Source organism: Xanthomonas vasicola pv. musacearum NCPPB 4379 (assembly GCF_000277895.2).
In the GTDB taxonomy this organism is placed as follows: Bacteria; Pseudomonadota; Gammaproteobacteria; order Xanthomonadales; family Xanthomonadaceae; genus Xanthomonas; species Xanthomonas vasicola.
Map to the genome: position 1 here is coordinate 2,276,886 of NZ_CP034655.1, position 16,624 is coordinate 2,293,509.

The 16,624-nt window shown below is 61.3% G+C and carries 15 protein-coding genes and 5 pseudogenes; 15 read left to right on the forward strand and 5 right to left on the reverse strand.

From position 1 onward, the window contains the following. Positions 1-41: 41 nt before the first annotated feature. From KWO_RS10600 to KWO_RS10610, 3 genes are read left to right on the forward strand one after another with little or no spacing between them, the layout of a single operon-like run. Positions 42-620 (forward strand): DUF4142 domain-containing protein, encoded by a 579-nt coding sequence (locus tag KWO_RS10600; protein ID WP_026112877.1) that lies wholly within the window; start codon positions 42-44, stop codon positions 618-620. 2 nt (positions 621-622) lie between these two features. Then, the gene (locus KWO_RS10605; protein WP_010380756.1) at positions 623-1,153 is read left to right on the forward strand and encodes a hypothetical protein; all 531 of its coding nucleotides are present in this window, start codon (positions 623-625) and stop codon (positions 1,151-1,153) included. Between the two features lie 12 nt (positions 1,154-1,165). Continuing rightward, positions 1,166-2,335, forward strand: coding sequence for a zinc-dependent alcohol dehydrogenase (locus tag KWO_RS10610; RefSeq protein ID WP_010380755.1), 1,170 nt, complete (start codon positions 1,166-1,168; stop codon positions 2,333-2,335). A 220-nt stretch (positions 2,336-2,555) separates the two neighbouring features. Here the strand turns inward: KWO_RS10610 and KWO_RS10615 are convergent, their stop codons facing one another. Beyond that, positions 2,556-3,326: an OBAP family protein gene (locus KWO_RS10615; protein WP_026112492.1), complete on the reverse strand. Its 771-nt coding sequence runs from the start codon at positions 3,324-3,326 to the stop codon at positions 2,556-2,558. Positions 3,327-3,472: 146 nt separating this feature from the next. Here KWO_RS10615 and xth point away from each other — a divergent pair, with 146 nt between their 5' ends. Further along, a complete protein-coding gene (gene xth, locus KWO_RS10620) occupies positions 3,473-4,462 on the forward strand; it encodes an exodeoxyribonuclease III (RefSeq protein ID WP_010373500.1) in 990 nt (329 codons plus the stop codon). 40 nt (positions 4,463-4,502) lie between these two features. On the opposite strand, the pseudogene KWO_RS22560 reads toward xth, so the two are convergent. After that, positions 4,503-4,776, reverse strand: a pseudogene (locus KWO_RS22560) (hypothetical protein). Positions 4,777-4,960: 184 nt separating this feature from the next. Here KWO_RS22560 and KWO_RS10625 point away from each other — a divergent pair. Genes KWO_RS10625 through KWO_RS10635 form a run of 3 tightly spaced genes read left to right on the forward strand, consistent with a single transcriptional unit; the run spans position 4,961 to position 7,188 of the window. Further along, positions 4,961-6,235 carry a molybdopterin molybdotransferase MoeA gene (locus KWO_RS10625; RefSeq protein ID WP_017113729.1) on the forward strand — a complete coding sequence of 425 codons (1,275 nt, stop codon included), beginning with the start codon at positions 4,961-4,963 and terminating at the stop codon, positions 6,233-6,235. Positions 6,236-6,272: 37 nt separating this feature from the next. Then, positions 6,273-6,842: a molybdenum cofactor guanylyltransferase gene (locus KWO_RS10630; RefSeq protein WP_010380748.1), complete on the forward strand. Its 570-nt coding sequence runs from the start codon at positions 6,273-6,275 to the stop codon at positions 6,840-6,842. Next, positions 6,826-7,188 carry a hypothetical protein gene (locus KWO_RS10635; RefSeq protein ID WP_010373493.1) on the forward strand — a complete coding sequence of 121 codons (363 nt, stop codon included), beginning with the start codon at positions 6,826-6,828 and terminating at the stop codon, positions 7,186-7,188. Before KWO_RS10630 ends, KWO_RS10635 begins: the two co-directional genes overlap by 17 nt. 144 nt (positions 7,189-7,332) lie before the next feature. Here KWO_RS10635 and KWO_RS10640 read toward each other — a convergent pair whose 3' ends face one another. Continuing rightward, the gene (locus KWO_RS10640) at positions 7,333-8,328 is read right to left on the reverse strand and encodes an NAD(P)-dependent oxidoreductase (RefSeq protein WP_017112855.1); all 996 of its coding nucleotides are present in this window, start codon (positions 8,326-8,328) and stop codon (positions 7,333-7,335) included. A 106-nt stretch (positions 8,329-8,434) separates the two neighbouring features. Here KWO_RS10640 and KWO_RS22985 point away from each other — a divergent pair. From KWO_RS22985 to KWO_RS10675, 7 genes and pseudogenes are all read left to right on the forward strand, one after another. Further along, positions 8,435-8,551, forward strand: a pseudogene (locus tag KWO_RS22985) (response regulator NasT); the annotation flags it as partial. Then, positions 8,534-8,689 (forward strand): annotated as a pseudogene (locus KWO_RS22990) ((2Fe-2S)-binding protein); the annotation flags it as partial. The pseudogenes KWO_RS22985 and KWO_RS22990, both read left to right, overlap by 18 nt. Positions 8,690-8,771: 82 nt before the next feature. After that, positions 8,772-8,846 (forward strand): annotated as a pseudogene (locus KWO_RS10650) (uroporphyrinogen-III C-methyltransferase); the annotation flags it as partial. Positions 8,847-9,224: 378 nt separating this feature from the next. Further along, positions 9,225-9,482, forward strand: a complete 258-nt coding sequence (locus tag KWO_RS10655) for a KGG domain-containing protein (protein ID WP_010373484.1) — start codon at positions 9,225-9,227, stop codon at positions 9,480-9,482. Positions 9,483-10,120: 638 nt separating this feature from the next. Further along, complete coding sequence (locus KWO_RS10665; protein ID WP_010380742.1) at positions 10,121-10,630, forward strand: ferritin-like domain-containing protein; 510 nt, start codon at positions 10,121-10,123, stop codon at positions 10,628-10,630. A 104-nt stretch (positions 10,631-10,734) separates the two neighbouring features. Beyond that, positions 10,735-11,655 (forward strand): M14 family metallopeptidase, encoded by a 921-nt coding sequence (locus KWO_RS10670; RefSeq protein ID WP_010380741.1) that lies wholly within the window; start codon positions 10,735-10,737, stop codon positions 11,653-11,655. Between the two features lie 215 nt (positions 11,656-11,870). Further along, positions 11,871-12,569 carry a DUF1349 domain-containing protein gene (locus KWO_RS10675; protein ID WP_010380738.1) on the forward strand — a complete coding sequence of 233 codons (699 nt, stop codon included), beginning with the start codon at positions 11,871-11,873 and terminating at the stop codon, positions 12,567-12,569. Positions 12,570-12,698: 129 nt separating this feature from the next. Here KWO_RS10675 and KWO_RS10680 read toward each other — a convergent pair whose 3' ends face one another. Continuing rightward, positions 12,699-14,510 (reverse strand): EAL domain-containing protein, encoded by a 1,812-nt coding sequence (locus KWO_RS10680; protein WP_017112853.1) that lies wholly within the window; start codon positions 14,508-14,510, stop codon positions 12,699-12,701. Positions 14,511-15,260: 750 nt separating this feature from the next. On the opposite strand from KWO_RS10680, the pseudogene KWO_RS10685 reads away from it, so the two are divergent. Further along, positions 15,261-15,518, forward strand: a pseudogene (locus tag KWO_RS10685) (ESPR domain-containing protein); the annotation flags it as partial. Between the two features lie 114 nt (positions 15,519-15,632). Here KWO_RS10685 and KWO_RS10690 read toward each other — a convergent pair. Then, the gene (locus KWO_RS10690) at positions 15,633-16,616 is read right to left on the reverse strand and encodes an IS5 family transposase (protein ID WP_017113471.1); all 984 of its coding nucleotides are present in this window, start codon (positions 16,614-16,616) and stop codon (positions 15,633-15,635) included. Between the last annotated feature and the right edge of the window lie 8 nt (positions 16,617-16,624).

A 16,624-nucleotide genomic window follows, 5' to 3' on the forward strand; every position in this document is an offset into this window, starting at 1 on the left:
GAAGCCCAGCATTCATGCACATCATCCAGCTGGAGACTTTCATGACCAAACGTCGCCCGATACTGCTTGTCCTGGCTTTGTGCGTTGGCGCCAGCGCGTCTGCGCAAGCGCAGGACGCCACACACTCGGCAACGCCCGGCGGACAGCAAACCACAGGTGCAACAGCACTCAGCGAAGATGAGCGCGAGGCGCTCGGCATGCTGAGTGCCATCAATACCAGCGAGATCAATGCGGCGAGTCTGGCATTGCAGAAGCAGGTGCAAGGCGGCGCGCGCGACTACGCAACGCGCATGCTCAAGGAGCACACCGATAACAACCAGAAGATTGCCAAGTGGCAACCGGACACTTCTGCAACGGGTGCCAAGCTGCAGATGACCAAGGGCAAGGCAGAACTGGCCAAGTTACAAAAGCTCGACGGTAATGCGTTGGAAACCGCCTACATCAGCGCCATGGTCAAAGACCACACCGATGCGCTGACCGCGCTCGACAAGCAGCTGATTCCGCAGGCGAAGACGCCGCAGGTGCTTGAACACCTGCAGACCACGCGCCGCCACGTCGCCGATCATCTGAGCAGTGCCAAGGCGCTGCAGACCGCTAGCAAGCGTTCTGGAGCTCACTAGCCATGGCCGCATTTCCGATCAATCCGGTACGCAACGACGATGAAGGCACGCACATTGTGCGCAGCTTGACGATCCGCGCCGAGCCTCATCAGATACTGGACGCCTGGTGCGATGCCAATGTGCAGCAACGCATCCTGCAGGGCGCTGCCGAGCTGGTCTCGGGCGATGGCCAGGCCTCGCGCTGGCGGCTGCATGCGCCGCTCCATCAAAATGTGGCCGTGACTCTGTACCGCGCCGATGCGCGGCTCGGCGAAGCGGTGCGTTACGACGCCGAAGGCGAACACGGGCTAAGGCTGAGTATTGTGTTGCAGGTGCGGCCGGCACGCGGGCGCCAGGCCAGCGAAGCGACACTGAGCCTGCACTACGCCGTCGAGGGCCTGCTGGCGCAGCTGTTGACCAAACAGGTGGATCCCGCGCCCTACCTACTGGCCGGCAAGGGACTACGGCGACTACGCGCATGGCTGGAAGCCGGTGAGGTTCCAACCTTGTTGCACACCCCATCGGCGCGCACGTCGGCGCGTTCGCATTGCTGAGGAGAATTTTCCGTGCGAGCACTTTGCTGGAATGGCGTCAACGATTTACGTGTGGAAACCGTACCCGACCCGGTGCTGGTCAATCCGCGCGATGTGATCCTGAAGGTGGGGCTCACGACCACCTGTGGATCGGATCTGCATTTTATCGATGGCTATCTGCCGACCATGCGCGAGGGCGATGTCATCGGCCACGAGTTCATGGGCACGGTGGTGGAAGTGGGCACTGCAGTGAAGAACGTGCGTGTTGGTCAGCGCGTGGTGGTGCCGTCCTTTATTTCCTGTGGCGGTTGCTGGCATTGCGAGCGCAAGGAGTTTTCGCTGTGCGACAACACCAACCCTAACTGGGAGATGCAAGAGCCATTGCTGGGCCATCCAACCGCCGGAATTTACGGCTACACGCATGCCTTTGGTGGCTATGCAGGCTCGCACGCTACCTACATCCGCGTGCCGCACGCGGATGTAGGGTGTTTCGAGGTGCCCGATGGCGTCTCCGATGAGGATGCACTGTTTCTATCGGATGCAGGCCCCACCGGTTTCATGGGTGCAGACTTCTGCGATATCCAGCCCGGCGACACAGTGGCGGTCTGGGGCTGTGGTGGGGTCGGGCTGATGGCGCAGCAGAGCGCACGCATCCTGGGCGCAGAGCGCGTCATCGGCATCGACCGGTTGCCTGAGCGTCTGGCGATGGCGCGCGATGTATTGGGTGTGGAGGTGATCGATTATTCGGCAGTCGACAGCGTGGTGGATGTGTTGCGCGAAATGACCGGCGGGCGCGGTCCGGATGCGTGCATCGATGCGGTTGGCATGGAAGCGCACGGCACCGGGATCGGCCACACCTATGATCGGGTCAAGCAGGCCTTGCACTTGCACACTGATCGTGGCCAGGCACTGCGAGAAGCCATTTTGGCTTGCCGCAAAGGCGGCATCCTGTCCGTTCTGGGCGTGTACGGGGTGATGGACAAGTTCCCGCTGGGTGCGGTGATGAACAAAGGCCTCACTGTGCGGACTGCGCAGCAACATGGGCAAGGGTATGTGCCCAAGTTGCTGGACCTGGCTCAGGCCGGTCGACTCAAATCCGGCTTTCTGCTGACCCACAAGATGCCGCTGGAAGATGCAGTGCGCGGCTATGACATGTTCAAGCACAAGCACGATGGTTGCGTGCGTGCGGGGTTTGTTCCCTAGCGCGGCGGACAAGCCAGTGCGCTTTGTTGCAAGGCGAGCGTCGCTGCCAGTCCAAGTCGATACCTTGCGCTTGTAGGCACCTGTTCCAAATACTACGTTCGCGCATGCTGGCAGCTACGTGCCACGGATTAACCGTTCTTTTCGCTCAAACGCATTGCCGCGTTCTTGAGCCAACTGTCGCCCTGCTGCGCGCTTGCAGCAGGGTTTTTGTATCGTCGGATCAACGGTTGTTGGCGTTGGCGTCTACCACACCGGGAATGGGTTTGGCATCGGGGAAGTGTGCATGCAAGGCATCCACGCCGTGCTGCGGCTTTGCCAGCGGCGTGAGGTCCTGACGGTGGGCGCGGCGCTCTGCGGTAGAAACCGGAACGGCCTGGTCGCGTTGTGCAATCAGTGGTTGCTGCAGCTCCCCATCGCGATTGAACGACCATGCCAGCATCGGCTCGCCCAGCGGCAAGCTGTCGCCCGGCGCAGTGCCCTTGCGCGAATGCCAGGTGTGCCAGGTCTTGCCGTAGCTGTTGATCTTGTTGCGCATCAGTTCCTTCTCTGCGATCTGTGGCAGATTGGGAGCGGAGAGCTGGCCGGAGAGAATCTCTCCGTTATGCGGATGCCAGAAGCTGCGCTCCTGTTCCGGCAACTGGGCAAATAGGGTTTCTGAGATGATGTATTCAATGCCGGTAAGGTTGGCGCGGTCGGTGTTGCCGTCGTAAAGCGCGCATTGCGCGAAATCCTCATTGACCTGTTGGCAATAGTGATGCGCTTCCATCTGCTCATTTGGCGCGTCCTTCATTGGATGAAAGCCAACCAGATAAATGTCCAGCTTGCCGACCGGGCCATTGGGTTGCAGAACCTTTGCACCGGCTTCCAGCACAGTGGTCTTGGCACTTTCTGGCGCGCCGGGCGGGGTGACTGAGGAGGGGCTGCGTGAGCAGCTGGTGCAGAGCGCAAGGCCGATCAACAAAGCGGAATATCGCATGGCAATTCCAATCAATGAATGTGCCTCAAGCTAAGAGCGCCGGCGGTTTGCGAAACGTGAGCGCGGGCAGGAGCACAGCGCGCAGCTTCACCTCGCTTGAGCATCGGCTTAATCAGGCTGCGGTCATGCTGTTCCACCACGCAAGCGGCCTCCCGCACTCTATGTCAGCCACCACACGCAAGATCGCCACGTTCAACGTCAATGGCATCACCAGCCGTCTGTCACACCTGCTGGAATGGCTGCAGCGTGAGCAGCCGGACATCGTAGGTCTGCAAGAATTGAAATCGACGCAAGCGGCGTTTCCGGAGCAAGCGATTCGCGATGCTGGTTACGGGGTGATATGGCAGGGCGAGAAATCCTGGAATGGCGTGGCCTTGCTTGCACGTGGTACCGAGCCGGTAGAGATTCGTCGCGGCTTGCCCTGGGACCCTGGCGATACGCAAAGCCGCTATCTGGAAGCGGCCATTCACGGCGTGGTGGTGGCCTGCCTGTATCTGCCCAATGGCAACCCACAGCCCGGGCCGAAATTCGATTACAAGCTCGCCTGGTTCGAACGCCTGATCCGGCATGCGAAAACGCTGGTGGACCTGCCGCATCCGGTCGCATTGATCGGCGATTTCAACGTGGTGCCCACGGATGCGGATATCTACGACCCCAAGGGCTGGCGCAAGGATGCATTGCTACAGCCGGAAAGCCGTGCGGCGTACCAGACGCTACTAGCGCAGGGCTGGACCGACAGCTTGCTGGCAATGCACGGCGCTACCCCGATCTACACATTCTGGGATTATTTCCGCCAGCATTTCGCGCGTGACCGTGGCTTGCGCATCGATCATTTGCTGCTCAATCGCAAGCTAGCGCCTGGCCTGCAGGATGCAGGCGTGAATAAGTGGGTGCGTGCGCTGGAAAAGGCCAGCGATCATGCGCCGACCTGGATCAGCGTACATGTGCCCGACGCGCCGGGTAAGGCGGCAGTGGATGCAGGGCATGTTGAGAAAGTACGCAAGCCGGCTGCAGCGAAGAAGCCGGCTGTGCGCAAGACAGCAGCCAGGAAGGCGCCTGCCGCGACGAAGAGAGCTGTCAAGAAGACGGTTGCAAAGACAGCGACAACTGCATCGGCGAAGCTGCGCAAGTCAGCCAAAAAACGAGACTGACAATCTCCCTCAGCCTGCTGGCGCTATCCCCACCAGCCATCTACGTCACGCGCTCCAGCTTGCGGCGTTTGAGCTGCTGAAATCCGTAGCCGGTGAGGGCCGTCAGCAGGATCAGTACATTGCTGACGATAAACACCGCATTGCCAACCAGATAGCTGTACAGGGCGAACAACACCGAGGCGCTATCTGGCCGAGGAACAACCAGCGCGAGACCCTGTGCGTGGCGTCGGAGCGCCATTGTTTGTAGATCTGCCGGATCAAGGTGGCGATCAGGATGATGCGGCGAGCCAGCCGACATAGTCGACGAATTGCATGCGTTGCAGTTGTTCTCACGTGCGGCCTGCAGCCTTGCAACGTGCACTGTCTGCATGCTGTTTGAGCAGCTTCAAGCGGTGTATGCAATGCGTGATGGGCTTTGGCTATGCAAACGTTGCGCCGCCGCAACTGCAGCGCCTGTACCTGCTGCGCCAGGGGCCGGTATCCTAGTAGGGTCAACCATTGATCGGCACTGTCCTGCACATGATCAGTTATGCCGAAGCACTTGCGCTGCTCCACGCGCACGTCGCAACGCTCACCAGCGAGTGGGTGGCGAGCGCCGATGCGGAAGGCCGCGTGCTTGCAGACGCGTTGTCGAGCCCGGCCGAGTTGCCGCCTTTCGATAACAGCGCGATGGATGGATTTGCGCTGGCAACCGCCGGCGCTGGCGCGTTGGCAGACAGCGAGCACGTAGTGAGCGGCACCGTGGCGGCCGGCCAGGATGCTGGCGCGGCCGCAACAGGTGCGGCCTGGGAAATCATGACCGGGGCTGGCGTGCCCGCAAGCGCCGATGCGGTGGTGCCGATCGAGCAGGTTCAGATTCTCGAACACGACGGCGAGCGCCCCTGCCGCATTCTGCTGCGTCAGCCGGTGCGTACAGGCCAGCACATCCGTCGTCGCGGCGAAGACGTGTCCCTGCACGATCGCGTGATCGAAGCCGGTACCGTGGTGCGCGGTGCGCATCTGATGCTGCTAGCGGGCTTGGGCTGCGCGCGTGTGCAGGTGGTGCGGCGGCCGCGTGTGGCCTTGATCGCCACCGGGCGCGAGTTGATCGGCAACCCGGCGCAACCTTTGCAGCCTGGCCAGATCCACGACGGCACCAGCAGCTATCTGCTGAGTCAGCTGCGTGCCGCCGGTGCAGACGTTGTGTGGCGCGGGCAGGTGGGCGATGACGATGCGGCGTTCGACGCTGCGCTGGCGCAGGCCCGCGATGCCGGTGCCGATCTCATCCTGAGCACCGGCGCGGTCTCGCGTGGTCGTTACGACTTCATCCCGGATGCACTGGCACGCAACGCTGCGGCGTTGCTGTTTCACAAGGTCGCGGTGCGGCCAGGCAAGCCGGTGTTGCTGGCACGCTTCGGTGATGGTGCGCTGTATGTCGGTTTGCCCGGCAACCCAATGGCCAGTGCGGCCGGACTACGCTTTTTTGTCGAGCCAGCAGTGCGTGGTTTGTTGGGCATGCCGCTGGAGCGTAGCCTACGCGTCGCGTTGGAAACGCCGATGCAGGCACGACCGATCTGGCGGCAGCATCTGCGCGCACGGCTGCTGTGCAGCGCGGCGGGGGAGTTGTCGGTGCAGATCCTGCCGCAGCAAGAATCCTTTCGTGTGGTGCCGTTGCTGCAGGCCAACGTCTGGGCCGTGCTGGAGCCGCAGGACGAAGGCGCAGCGCCGAGCACACATGCCGAAGTCTTCGGTTTGGGCCATCTGCAGCCAGCGGCGCCGGCGATTACGCCATGAAAACGCATCTGACTGACATGAAACCTGGTGCGGCTGCATGACGGCGATGCAGCCGTGGACAGGCGTTGTGCTGGCCGGCGGCCGTTCGTCGCGTATGGGGCAGGACAAGGCGTTGTTGTCCTGGCATGGGCGCCCGTTGTTGGAGCAAATGCAGACGCTGCTGCGCGAGGCTGGTGCGCAGCACGTCCTTGTCAGCGGCGACCGGCCCGACTACGCCGGCATTGCCGATGCCCAGCCTGATCTGGGCCCGCTTGGCGGCCTTGCGAGCGTGATCGCACGCGTGGCCGATGCAACCACGCTGGTGGTGGTGCCGGTGGATATGCCGCTGTTGTCGGCCGCGTTGCTGGGCAAGCTGCTGGCGCCGTCGCAACACCGCTGCGCGGGCTTTGCGGATCAGATGCTGCCAATGTGTCTGCGCATTGATGCGGACGTGCGTGAGGCCTTGACCGCGCTGATGGCTGGCGCTGCATCGTCACGCTCGCTGCGCGCCTTGCAGCGCTCACTGCATTGCCATCGCGTGGCTGTCACCGCCAGCGAACGTGCCGCGTTCGTCAATTGCAACACGCCCGAGCAATGGAGTGAGCTGATCCATGAAAATCCAGATTGAAGGCCAGCAGTTGCGATTCCGTATCGACGAAGCGGAGCTAGCCGAACTCCTGGCCGGGCGCACGGTCGACAACGCGAGCCGGTTGCCGAGCGGGCAGGGTGCGCGACTGGTGCGACACAGCGTGAGCCTCACCGGCGGTCACGCCGCGTGCAATTGCGCCACCGATCATTGGCAATTGCTGGTGCCGCGCGGCGCGCTCGAAGAGCATGCCCGGCAATTGCCCAGCCGCGAGGGTTTGACCTTCACCTTCGATGCCGGTGCAGGGCATGCCGAAACCATGGCGCTGCGTGTCACCTTTGATATCGATGTGCGCGACAGTGCGCGTAAACGGTTTCCGAAAGAGTGATGTTTCTCGCGTGCAATGCGATGAGGCTGCGGTGGTTGAAGTGAGGCAGAGCTCGATATGCCAGCCTGCAGGATGTCAGCTCAGGCAGTTGCTGCGTATGTGCCGTTTGCTTTCACCAGCTCGTCGCCAGTCACGACACCGCGTTCAACCGCGCACATCTGCGGGCGCAATTCCTGGCACGCGATCGCATGCCAGACCGCACGCCTGCAAGGCAGCCGCGATCGTATCCGCAGCCACATCGTCGTAACCGGCGCCGCTGCGCAATGCGACCACCTGCAGCCCTTCGCTAGCCAGTTCCACGATCAGCTGCTGTTGCGCATCGGTTGTCTGCGGTAACGCGCGGCGTGAGGCGTCGCGACGCGCAAGCTCCAGCACTGCATCGGGAATGCGTTCGTCGATCAGCAGCACATCGGCCAGATTCATCGCGCGCAGGGCTTTCAAGCTGAGCAACCCCGGATCGCCGGGGCCGGTGCCGACCAGTTGCACGCTGCCACGCGCCGGGATGGCGCCGGCATCGTCCAGTGCTGCGCTGAACGCGGTCTCTGCCGCTGCGTCATTGCCAGCCTGCAGCAACAGCGGTACCTCGCCGTCGATGACGCGGTCGAACCAGCGGCGGCGCCGGTTCATGTCCGGAAACTGGCTGCGAATGCGCTCGCGGTGTTTTGCGAATAGTTCGGCGAAGCGGCCGACCGACGCATCCAATTCACGCTCCAGCCGTTCGCGTAGACGCCGTGCCAACATCGGCGCGGCGCCTGCCGAGGAGATGGCGATGATCAGTGGGTCGCGGTCTACGATGGCCGGCACCTGATACGTCGACAGCTCGGCATCGTCCACCACATTGACCAGCCGGTTTCGTAAACCTGCAGCGGCAGCTACACGCTGATTTAAATCGGTGTCGTCGGTCGCGGCCACGACTAGCCAGACATCGTCGATCCATGCCGGGTCGAACGCGCCACCCAGTTGCTCGAAGCGGCCGGCTTGCATCAGCACCGCAAGCTCGGGCGAAAGCGCGTGCGCATACAGGCGGATATGCGCTTCGGCTTTGAGCAAGGCCAGTACCTTGCGCGTGGCGACTTCGCCGCCACCGATCACCAGCACGGCACGCCCCTGCAGATTGGCGAACAACGGGAACAACGGCATCAGACACACTCCGAAAAGATGACTCGCATGGACGGCATGTTGCATGGCACCATCAGGCCACGTCCACGTCCACGTCCACGTCCACGTCCACGCCTCGCTGCCGCCAATGCGTGTTTTGCTGGTCAACGATACCCAAAAGCCAATCGGCGAACTGCGCCAGGCGTTGACGTGCGCCGGCTACATCGTGCTCGACGATGTGGCATCGGTCAGTGCGTGCATGAACGTCTCGGCCACTGCGATTCACGCAGCCATCGACGACGGTGCCGATGTCGCGTAACTCAAGCAACGCCTGGGCTGCGGCACCGTCTGTGGTTCTTGCCTGCCGCAACTCACACCGCTGTGTCGGCAACCGCGGCTTGCCTCAGGACAGGTTTCCCTGAGCGCACTTTCCTCCACACACAGCGAGATCTCTCATGTCAGTCACACCTTCCTGCGCGCGTGATGTGGTGCTGTTGTCCGCCGGCCCCGGCGATCTGGAATTGCTCACCATCAAGGCGTTGAAAGCGCTGGCATCTTCCTGGGGCACGAGGGTCTGGTGCGTTGTGAGGGCAGGGCCGACCCTCTCACGGGTTTGGTAGCAACTGAACCAGACGAGCCTGCGCAACGCCCGCGTCCCCTACAGGGCAGTTGCTCGTATGCGCATTAGCTCATTCTGCTGCAGCTCCGCAATCCGCTTTGAGCCATATCTGTCCGCAGCAGTGCCTGTGGTAGCGATCCACTTAAGGGTACGGCCCATCATATGGCGACGTAGAGGTGCGCAAGATTTGCGCAGCGAGCGCAGCTGTTTTTTCCTGCATCCACACGCAACGCACCGCGAAACATGCCTTTCAGGGTTGGCACGAATGTTGCGGTAGGCCTATTACCCAGCCGTAACCGAAGCATCGAGAGGAGGCACAGTGGAAGAGGGACAAAACACAACCCGTAGCCGGCGCGGCTTTGCCGCATTGGATCCGGAAAAGCGTCGCGTGCTCGCAAGCAGCGGCGGCAAAGCCGCGCATGCCAGTGGCAACGCGCACGAATTTACTAGCGACGAAGCACGCGAGGCTGGCCGTAAGGGTGGCCAGGCTGTGAGCCGCGATCGCGATCACATGTCGCGGATCGGCAGCAAGGGCGGGCGTTCCAAGCAGTCCAGGCCGCAGGAAGAATCCGCATAATCCAGCGATCGGCGCGCTATGGCGCGCCGGTCTTGGATGGTGATGTTAGACACAGGCGCTATGCCCACCCGGCTTGGCGCCTGTGTTGCTTTCGCCTGACGCAGGGCAAATCATTGCCCGCCGTTGCGCAATCGATTGCATTTCTTTTGTGGTCGATCACGGCGAGTGACGCTTGATGTGCACTTCAAACGTGGAAATTCCTTGCTGTACAACGCATCAAGCGCAAGTCGGAAATTTTTGCAGTCCTGTTGGATGTCTGACATCGATTGCATGGAGAAATTTCGCTTTCGCCATGCTGTCGCTTTCCAAGATGGCAGCATTTGCATCTACTCCAGTTGTCTGGCCGCCGGTGCAGCCGGTGGGTGAAGCATCGCAAGCGCTGACAGGAGCCCGGATGCATTCGACCTGATGTGAGGTCAGGCGGGCGGGCGGTCCAGCGCATGGGGGGTGCGCGCAGATCTTGTCGCCGCGCATCTTCTGTCGTTGCGCATCAGTCGTGGCGACAGGTGGGCTATCCGCAGCGCTGCTGCATGTGTCAATGCCACGTAGACAGCGCACGCGACGTTCACCTGAAACAGCCGTGTATTTCATGTGCGTCGCGGCAGGCTGGACACATCGCACACAAACAGGAGAACCCCATGGCCGAACCCCAAGAAAATCTGATGGACTGGTTGCGCGACGCACATGCAATGGAGCAGCAGGCAGAGCAGATGCTCAAGGCCCAGGCCGCACGCATCGAGCACTACCCCCAGCTCAAGGCGCGCATCGAGCAGCATCTGGAAGAGACCCTGGGGCAGCAGCGCTTGGTCGAGTCGTGTATCGAACGCCTGGGCGGCTCGCCGTCGGTCATCAAGGACACCATGGGCAAGATGGCAGCGTTCGGCCAAGCCATGGGCGGCATGACCACCTCTGACGAAATCGTCAAGGGTGCAATGGCCAGCTACGTGTTTGAGAACCTGGAGATCGCGACCTACACAGCGTTGCTGGGTGCCGCCAAGACGGTGGGCGATATCGAAACGCAGCGCGTATGCGAGCAGATCCTGCCGCAGGAACAGGCCATGGCCGATTGGCTGCTGGCCCATCTGCCGGAGCTGACCGAAGAGTTCCTGGTCCGCGATGCCACCCCAGGTGTTACCGCGAAGAAGTAAGCATCGCCAAGCACGCTACATTACACAGGCCCCGCAGCGCGGGGCCTTTTTGTTCTGCAAGCAGAGCGCTTACCCTTGGCGTTTTCCTCGTATCGGTGTCTGCAATGTCGACCAACGCAACCTATCCGATCGGCACGCCTGGGCAACCGTGGGGTGAGCCGGAGCGCGCCGCGTGGCGTGCACGCCAGCTGCAGCAGCGCAGCTATGCGGACGATGTCGTGCAGCAGATCGCCGCATTGGCCGCGCGCTACCAGCGCGTGCAGTACGGAACCATTGCCCACGCGCAAGGGGACTATCCGCTACTGGCACTGCGCAGCGCCGAGTGGGACGACCGCTTGCCGTGCGTGTTGGTCACAGGCGGCGTGCACGGCTACGAAACCAGTGGCGTGCAAGGTGCGCTGCAATTCCTGCAGCAGCGCGCCGCCGAATACGCTGGCAGATGCAATCTGTTGGTGGCGCCGTGTATCAACCCGTGGGGCTATGAGCGCATCCAGCGGTGGAATGCCCACGCGGTAGATCCGAATCGTGCCTTCCGCGACAACAGTCCTGCCGAAGAATCGGCTGCATTGATGCGGCTGGTGGCTGCGACCACAGGGCGGATGCTGGTGCATATCGATCTGCACGAAACCACCGACAGCGATGAAAGCGAGTTTCGCCCCGCCTTGGCGGCGCGCGATGGTGCGACGTTTGTGCCAGGCAGCATTCCGGACGGCTTTTATCTCGTCGGCGATAGCGAAGATCCGCAGCCAGCGTTCCAGCAGGCGGTGATCGCGGCGGTGGCAGAGGTGACGCATATCGCGCCTGCCGATGCGGAGGGGCGGCTCATCGGCGCACCCGTGGCGGGGCATGGTGTCATCAACTATCCGGTGCGGCGGCTGGGGTTATGCGCTGGTGTCACCGATGCGCGGTATCGCACAACCACCGAGGTCTATCCGGATAGCCCACGCGCCACACCTGAGCAATGCAATGCTGCGCAGGTGGTCGCGATCTGTGCGGCAATCGACTATGCATTGGTGCAGGGCTGAGGGCAGGGCATGTGAGGCTGGGGCAGCACGCATCTGGACGCGGTGCGCGCCGCCATTGTTGCGCTGATTCGGTCCGCTTTTCCGCGATATATCGCAGTTGCGAGCGACGCATGTCTGCAATGCCGTGCATTAAACCGCGGCGCAGCGCTGCATGTGTGTAGCCTTGCGCGTCCACCACTTAAACTACGCATCCATCAGTCGCAGGAGCGCAGTCGATGCAACATGACGCATTCAATCGCACACGCAGGCGCGTGCTGGGTGGCATAGTCGGGATGACGTTCGGTGGCAGTGCGTTTGCACAACAGACCAAACCGGAGAAAACGATGACGCAGGAAAGCAGTTGGCAGGCGGGCACCTGGCTCAACCGGCCGAAGACAGTCGATCTCAATGGTGACACGCTGGATGTGGTGACCGATAAGACGACCGACTTCTGGCGCAAGACGCATTACGGGTTCACCCGCGACAGCGGGCATTTTCTTGGCATCAAGACGGGCGCACGCTTCACCGCACAGCTGCGCGTGCGAGCGCAATACGAAGCGTTGTACGACCAGGCCGGCATCATGGTGCGCGTGGACGAACAGCACTGGGTCAAGGCCGGGATCGAACTCAGCGACGGGCGCGCCATGCTCAGTAGCGTGTTGACCAACCCAGTGTCGGATTGGGCCACCGGTCCATACGAAGCCGACCCCAAAGATTTCTGGGTGCGTGCCACGGTTGCCGACGGTGTGTTGCGCCTGCAGGTGTCTGCGGACGGCCGTCACTGGCCGCTGGTACGTCTGTGTCCATTCCCGGTGGCAAGTGAGTATCTGGTCGGGCCAATGTGCTGCACGCCGGAACGCGCCGGCTTGAAGGTGCGTTTCTCGGACTGGGCGCTGACTGCGCCGTTGGGCAAGGACCTGCACGATCTCAGTTGAGCGGCTTGGCCACTGCTGCATCGCGGATTGCAGAGAGCACGTGCATCGCATCGCGATGCACCGTACATGCATCCTAATAAACGTGGAGCGGCGTTCTTGCGTGTCAAGCAGTACCTCGCCGCGTAAACGTCAGGGCAGGCGCTGCAAGGCCGCGGTCTGTTTGACGTAGTCGGCCACTAAGTGAGCTTCCATCGGTTTGGCGAGCAGATACCCCTGCGCCTCGTCGCATCCCCAGCTGCGCAGCAGGGCGATTTCATCGGCATGCTCGATGCCTTCGGCCACGGTGCGATAACCCAAGGCGTTGGCCAGGCGCACGACCGCTTCTGCACGCATCTGCATGCCGGCTTTATTGGCGATGCCGGTGACCAAGGACCGGTCCAGCTTGAGCACATTGACCGGCAACTCGGTGAGATAGCCGAAATTGCTGTAGCCGGTGCCGAAATCGTCGATGGCCACGCTCACGCCTGCGTCGCGCAATGCGCGCAGCCGCGGAACAGCTTCGACATTGCTGCGCAGCCAACGGCCTTCGGTGATTTCCAGCTCGATGCGAGTGGTGGGAATCGCCAAGTCCTTGCAACGGTTGATCACATCGGCTGCCAGATTGATGTTGCCGAAATCGCGCGAGGACAGGTTGATGGAGATGGAAAAATCCAGCCCCTGGGCGCGCCACTGCGCCAGCTGCACCAGCGCACTTTCGATCACCCAATTGGTGACCGTGCACATCAGTGCCGTCTTTTCGAACAGCGGGACGAACTCGTCCGGACCGATCGGGCCGAGACTGGCGTGATGCCAGCGCAGCAAGGCTTCGAAGCCGGTCACCGAGAGATCTGCAAGATCGATACGCGGCTGGAACACCAACCGAAAATCGCCGGCGTCTAAGGCCTGTTCGGCATCCAGTGCCAGCCGGTAGGAACGCTGGATCGCATCGTCCTGCGAAGCGCTATACCAGCACACAATGGCGTGGTTGTTGATTGCATCGCCTAGCGCCACCAAGCCCTTGCGCATCACATCGTTGGTGTCTGGCTGCTGCGGTGCAAAGCGCACCACACCGGCATGAAAGGTCAGCGACATCGGTACACCTGCGGCATCCACAGGTTTTTGCAGCATGTCGCGTAGATCCAGCAGCAGGTCTTCCATCTCATCCGGCGCGGAGTTGAGGAGGAAGAACGCAAAGCGCATCGAGGCCACGTGGTACACGGTAGCCTTGCCGCGCAAGGCGCGCGTCAACACGTAGCTGGCGTGGCGGATCAATTCTTCCAGTGGCTGCATGCCCAGCGCCTGGCGCGCTTCATTGGCGGCCTGGGTGTCGTAAACCTCGATGAAGGCCGCAATGGTGGGCAAGCAGTGGCTGCCGAATGCGAGGGCATCCAGATCCGATTGCAGCTGACGCGTGTTGAGCAAGCCGCTATGCGGTTCGCGTCGGCCGGCACCGAACTGCAATTCCAGCTGTGCGGCAGCCACATTGGCGAACATCAGCAGTTGCTGGTGTTCCTGGCTTGCCAGCCGGCGCTCGCGGGTGTCGATCACGCACAACGTGCCGGAAACGCCTGTCTGCGGCGCGCCCACCGGCACGCAGGCGATAAAGCGTGCGGGCAAACCGGGGAACGCGGCATCGCCGAGTTGAATCTGCGCAAGCGTTGCATGTTCGATCAACTCCGCCACACCGTTGGGCGCTGCTGAAACCTGTTGGCATAGCGCAATCGCCTGCTCGACATGACTGGGACTGATGCCACGCGCTGCCAGCACGCGCAGGTGGCCGCCTTCCGTGATCGTCAGCGCAGCTGCCGGCGCAACCAATGCGTGGCAGAGCAAGCGTGCAATTTGTTCAAGCGGTTCCATGCCGCCAAGTTCGATAGGGACACCCGACCAGTCGAAGTGGCGATCTTGCGGTTTGTCGTCCAGAGCAAGCGTCATGTCGTCAGGTTCCGTGTTGAAGATCACACACTGCACCGCTACTAGAAACAAACCGAGGTCATCGATAGGTGACGAAAGCTGCGCAAACTGCGCGCCGCGCTTATCACTGTGAAGGTATTCCAGATGTTCAGCAGGATAGCAGCCCCGACCATAAATACTGCTGTTGCGCCTGCGACATACAAATACCGTACTCCACCGATCGATGTCGACTAGGTGAGTGGTATTAATCCATCAAGCGGGCTCATAAATAACCACGCCCATCCGTTATTTGCGCTTTCTGGGCTTTTGCGGCGCAGCAAATTTATTGAAAACGATTGTTCTGAATACAGTCGATGGCTGAGTTAGAATATGCATCAGCCTGCTTTAAATAAGCCAGCCTCATCCAATCAAGTTCCTTGCAAATGCTAGATAAATACCGATTTTTTTGGTGAATCAAACGGCGCAAATGACGTGCGCGCTTACGGGTGAGGCAGTAAATTGACTTAGCGAGCACGAGCAAACCAGTCGACAGATTTTGCTTGTGTCATGGATGAGTTTTAGGTTAGTGATATTCAGCACAGTTTCAGTCGTTTCAATTCGCCTATTAGTCTCGCAACAGGGCAATTCCGAAGTGGTATTAACCGATGTGTTCGTTTCAGGGTCGTCTCTGGCTCTGGATCGATACTCGCTGGAATAGCGTTGCCGCTTTAAACCAGCTCTACCGTTATTCCAATCCCGTCTTAGGAGGCGCGTGCATGGGTACGCGTCGGTCTTCGCTCGGCAATCAGGGGAATTCAAATGAATCGTGCATTTGCGCTGGTCTGGAATGCTGCAATTGGCAATTGGGTGGTGACGCATGAGTTGGTGCGTCGGCGCCGCAAGCCTGGCTCTACCCGTCGTCAATTGCCGGCCCTGGTGGTCCTGGCGGTGGGGGCCGCCGCACCGATGCTGGCCTGGGGAGCGTGCACACCAGCCATCCCTGCAGCGGGCGCGACAGTCACGTGCTCGGGTACGCCGGTTACCAGCAACAGCTTCGCCAGCAGCGCAAACGGCTTAAGGATGGTCTGATCAACGCGACCGGAAAACGAAGCAACCGCATCCGCCGCGCTGAGGGCGCTCAAATCGCCGATTTTTTGCCGGTTTCGGCACGTTTGCGGGGTGTTGCCTGGATTACAGGCACAGCTTCCCCGCAGCAGGCATTAACGCTTTGCGCGTCAGCCACAGATTCGATAGTGCAAACAGCGTCAGCACCTGTGCGGTGTTCTTCGCCAAACCGCGATAGCGCACCTTGACGTAACCAAACTGACGCTTGATCACCCGAAACGGGTGTTCCACCTTCGCACGCAGGCTGGCTTTGGTGTGCTCCCAGCGCTTGGCCAACTTCAGTTCGCGCTTATTCTTGATCTGCTTCAGCTTCGAGGGCTTCTCCGCGATCAGGTAGCGCAGCGTGCGCTTGCCCTTCATCTCATCGCGCTTGTCCAGCCCGGTGTAGCCGCTGTCGCCGCTCACAGTGTCTTCCTTGCCGTGCAGCAGCTTGTGCGCCTGCGTGATGTCCGCTGCGTTGGCCGCCGTGCATTCCACGTGGTGCACCAGGCCCGACTCATCGTCCACCCCGATGTGCGCCTTCATCCCGAAGAAGTACTGGTTGCCCTTCTTGGTCTGGTGCATGTCCGGATCGCGCTCGCCATCCTTGTTCTTGGTCGAACTTGGCGCCGCAATGATCGTGGCATCCACGATCGTCCCGCCCCGCAGACTCTGCCCTTTACGCGACAGGTGCGCGTTGACCCGGTTGAACAGCTTGCGCGCCAAATCATGCCGCTCCAGCAAATGCCGGAAGTTGAGAATCGTCGTTTCATCCGGCACCTCATCCAGCCCGCCGATCTTCGCAAAACGGCGCATCGACACCGTGTCGTACAGTGCTTCTTCCGCCGATGGATCGCTCAGTGCGTACCACTGCTGCAAAAAGTGGATGCGCAGCATCGTCTCCAGCCGATACGGCTGTCGCCCCGGCTGCCCCGACTTCGGGTAGTGCGGTTCGATCAGTGCCAGCAGATCCTTCCACGGCACGACCTGGTCCATCTCGGCCAAGAACACCTCACGCCGCGTCCGCTTGCGCTTGCCGTTGTACTCCGCATCGCCGAAGGTCAGTTGCATCGTCGTTG

Excerpts from the sequence above, each read along its gene's own strand:
- KWO_RS10600 (WP_026112877.1), top strand. The coding sequence starts at position 42 with ATGACCAAACGTCGCCCGATACTGCTTGTCCTGGCTTTGTGCGTTGGC.
- KWO_RS10605 (WP_010380756.1), top strand. The coding sequence starts at position 623 with ATGGCCGCATTTCCGATCAATCCGGTACGCAACGACGATGAAGGCACG.
- xth (WP_010373500.1), top strand. The coding sequence starts at position 3,473 with ATGTCAGCCACCACACGCAAGATCGCCACGTTCAACGTCAATGGCATC.
- KWO_RS10630 (WP_010380748.1), top strand. The coding sequence starts at position 6,273 with ATGACGGCGATGCAGCCGTGGACAGGCGTTGTGCTGGCCGGCGGCCGT.
- KWO_RS10635 (WP_010373493.1), top strand. The coding sequence starts at position 6,826 with ATGAAAATCCAGATTGAAGGCCAGCAGTTGCGATTCCGTATCGACGAA.
- KWO_RS10640 (WP_017112855.1), bottom strand. The coding sequence starts at position 8,328 with ATGCCGTTGTTCCCGTTGTTCGCCAATCTGCAGGGGCGTGCCGTGCTG.
- KWO_RS10665 (WP_010380742.1), top strand. The coding sequence starts at position 10,121 with ATGGCCGAACCCCAAGAAAATCTGATGGACTGGTTGCGCGACGCACAT.
- KWO_RS10670 (WP_010380741.1), top strand. The coding sequence starts at position 10,735 with ATGTCGACCAACGCAACCTATCCGATCGGCACGCCTGGGCAACCGTGG.
- KWO_RS10675 (WP_010380738.1), top strand. The coding sequence starts at position 11,871 with ATGCAACATGACGCATTCAATCGCACACGCAGGCGCGTGCTGGGTGGC.
- KWO_RS10690 (WP_017113471.1), bottom strand. The coding sequence starts at position 16,616 with ATGCAACTGACCTTCGGCGATGCGGAGTACAACGGCAAGCGCAAGCGG.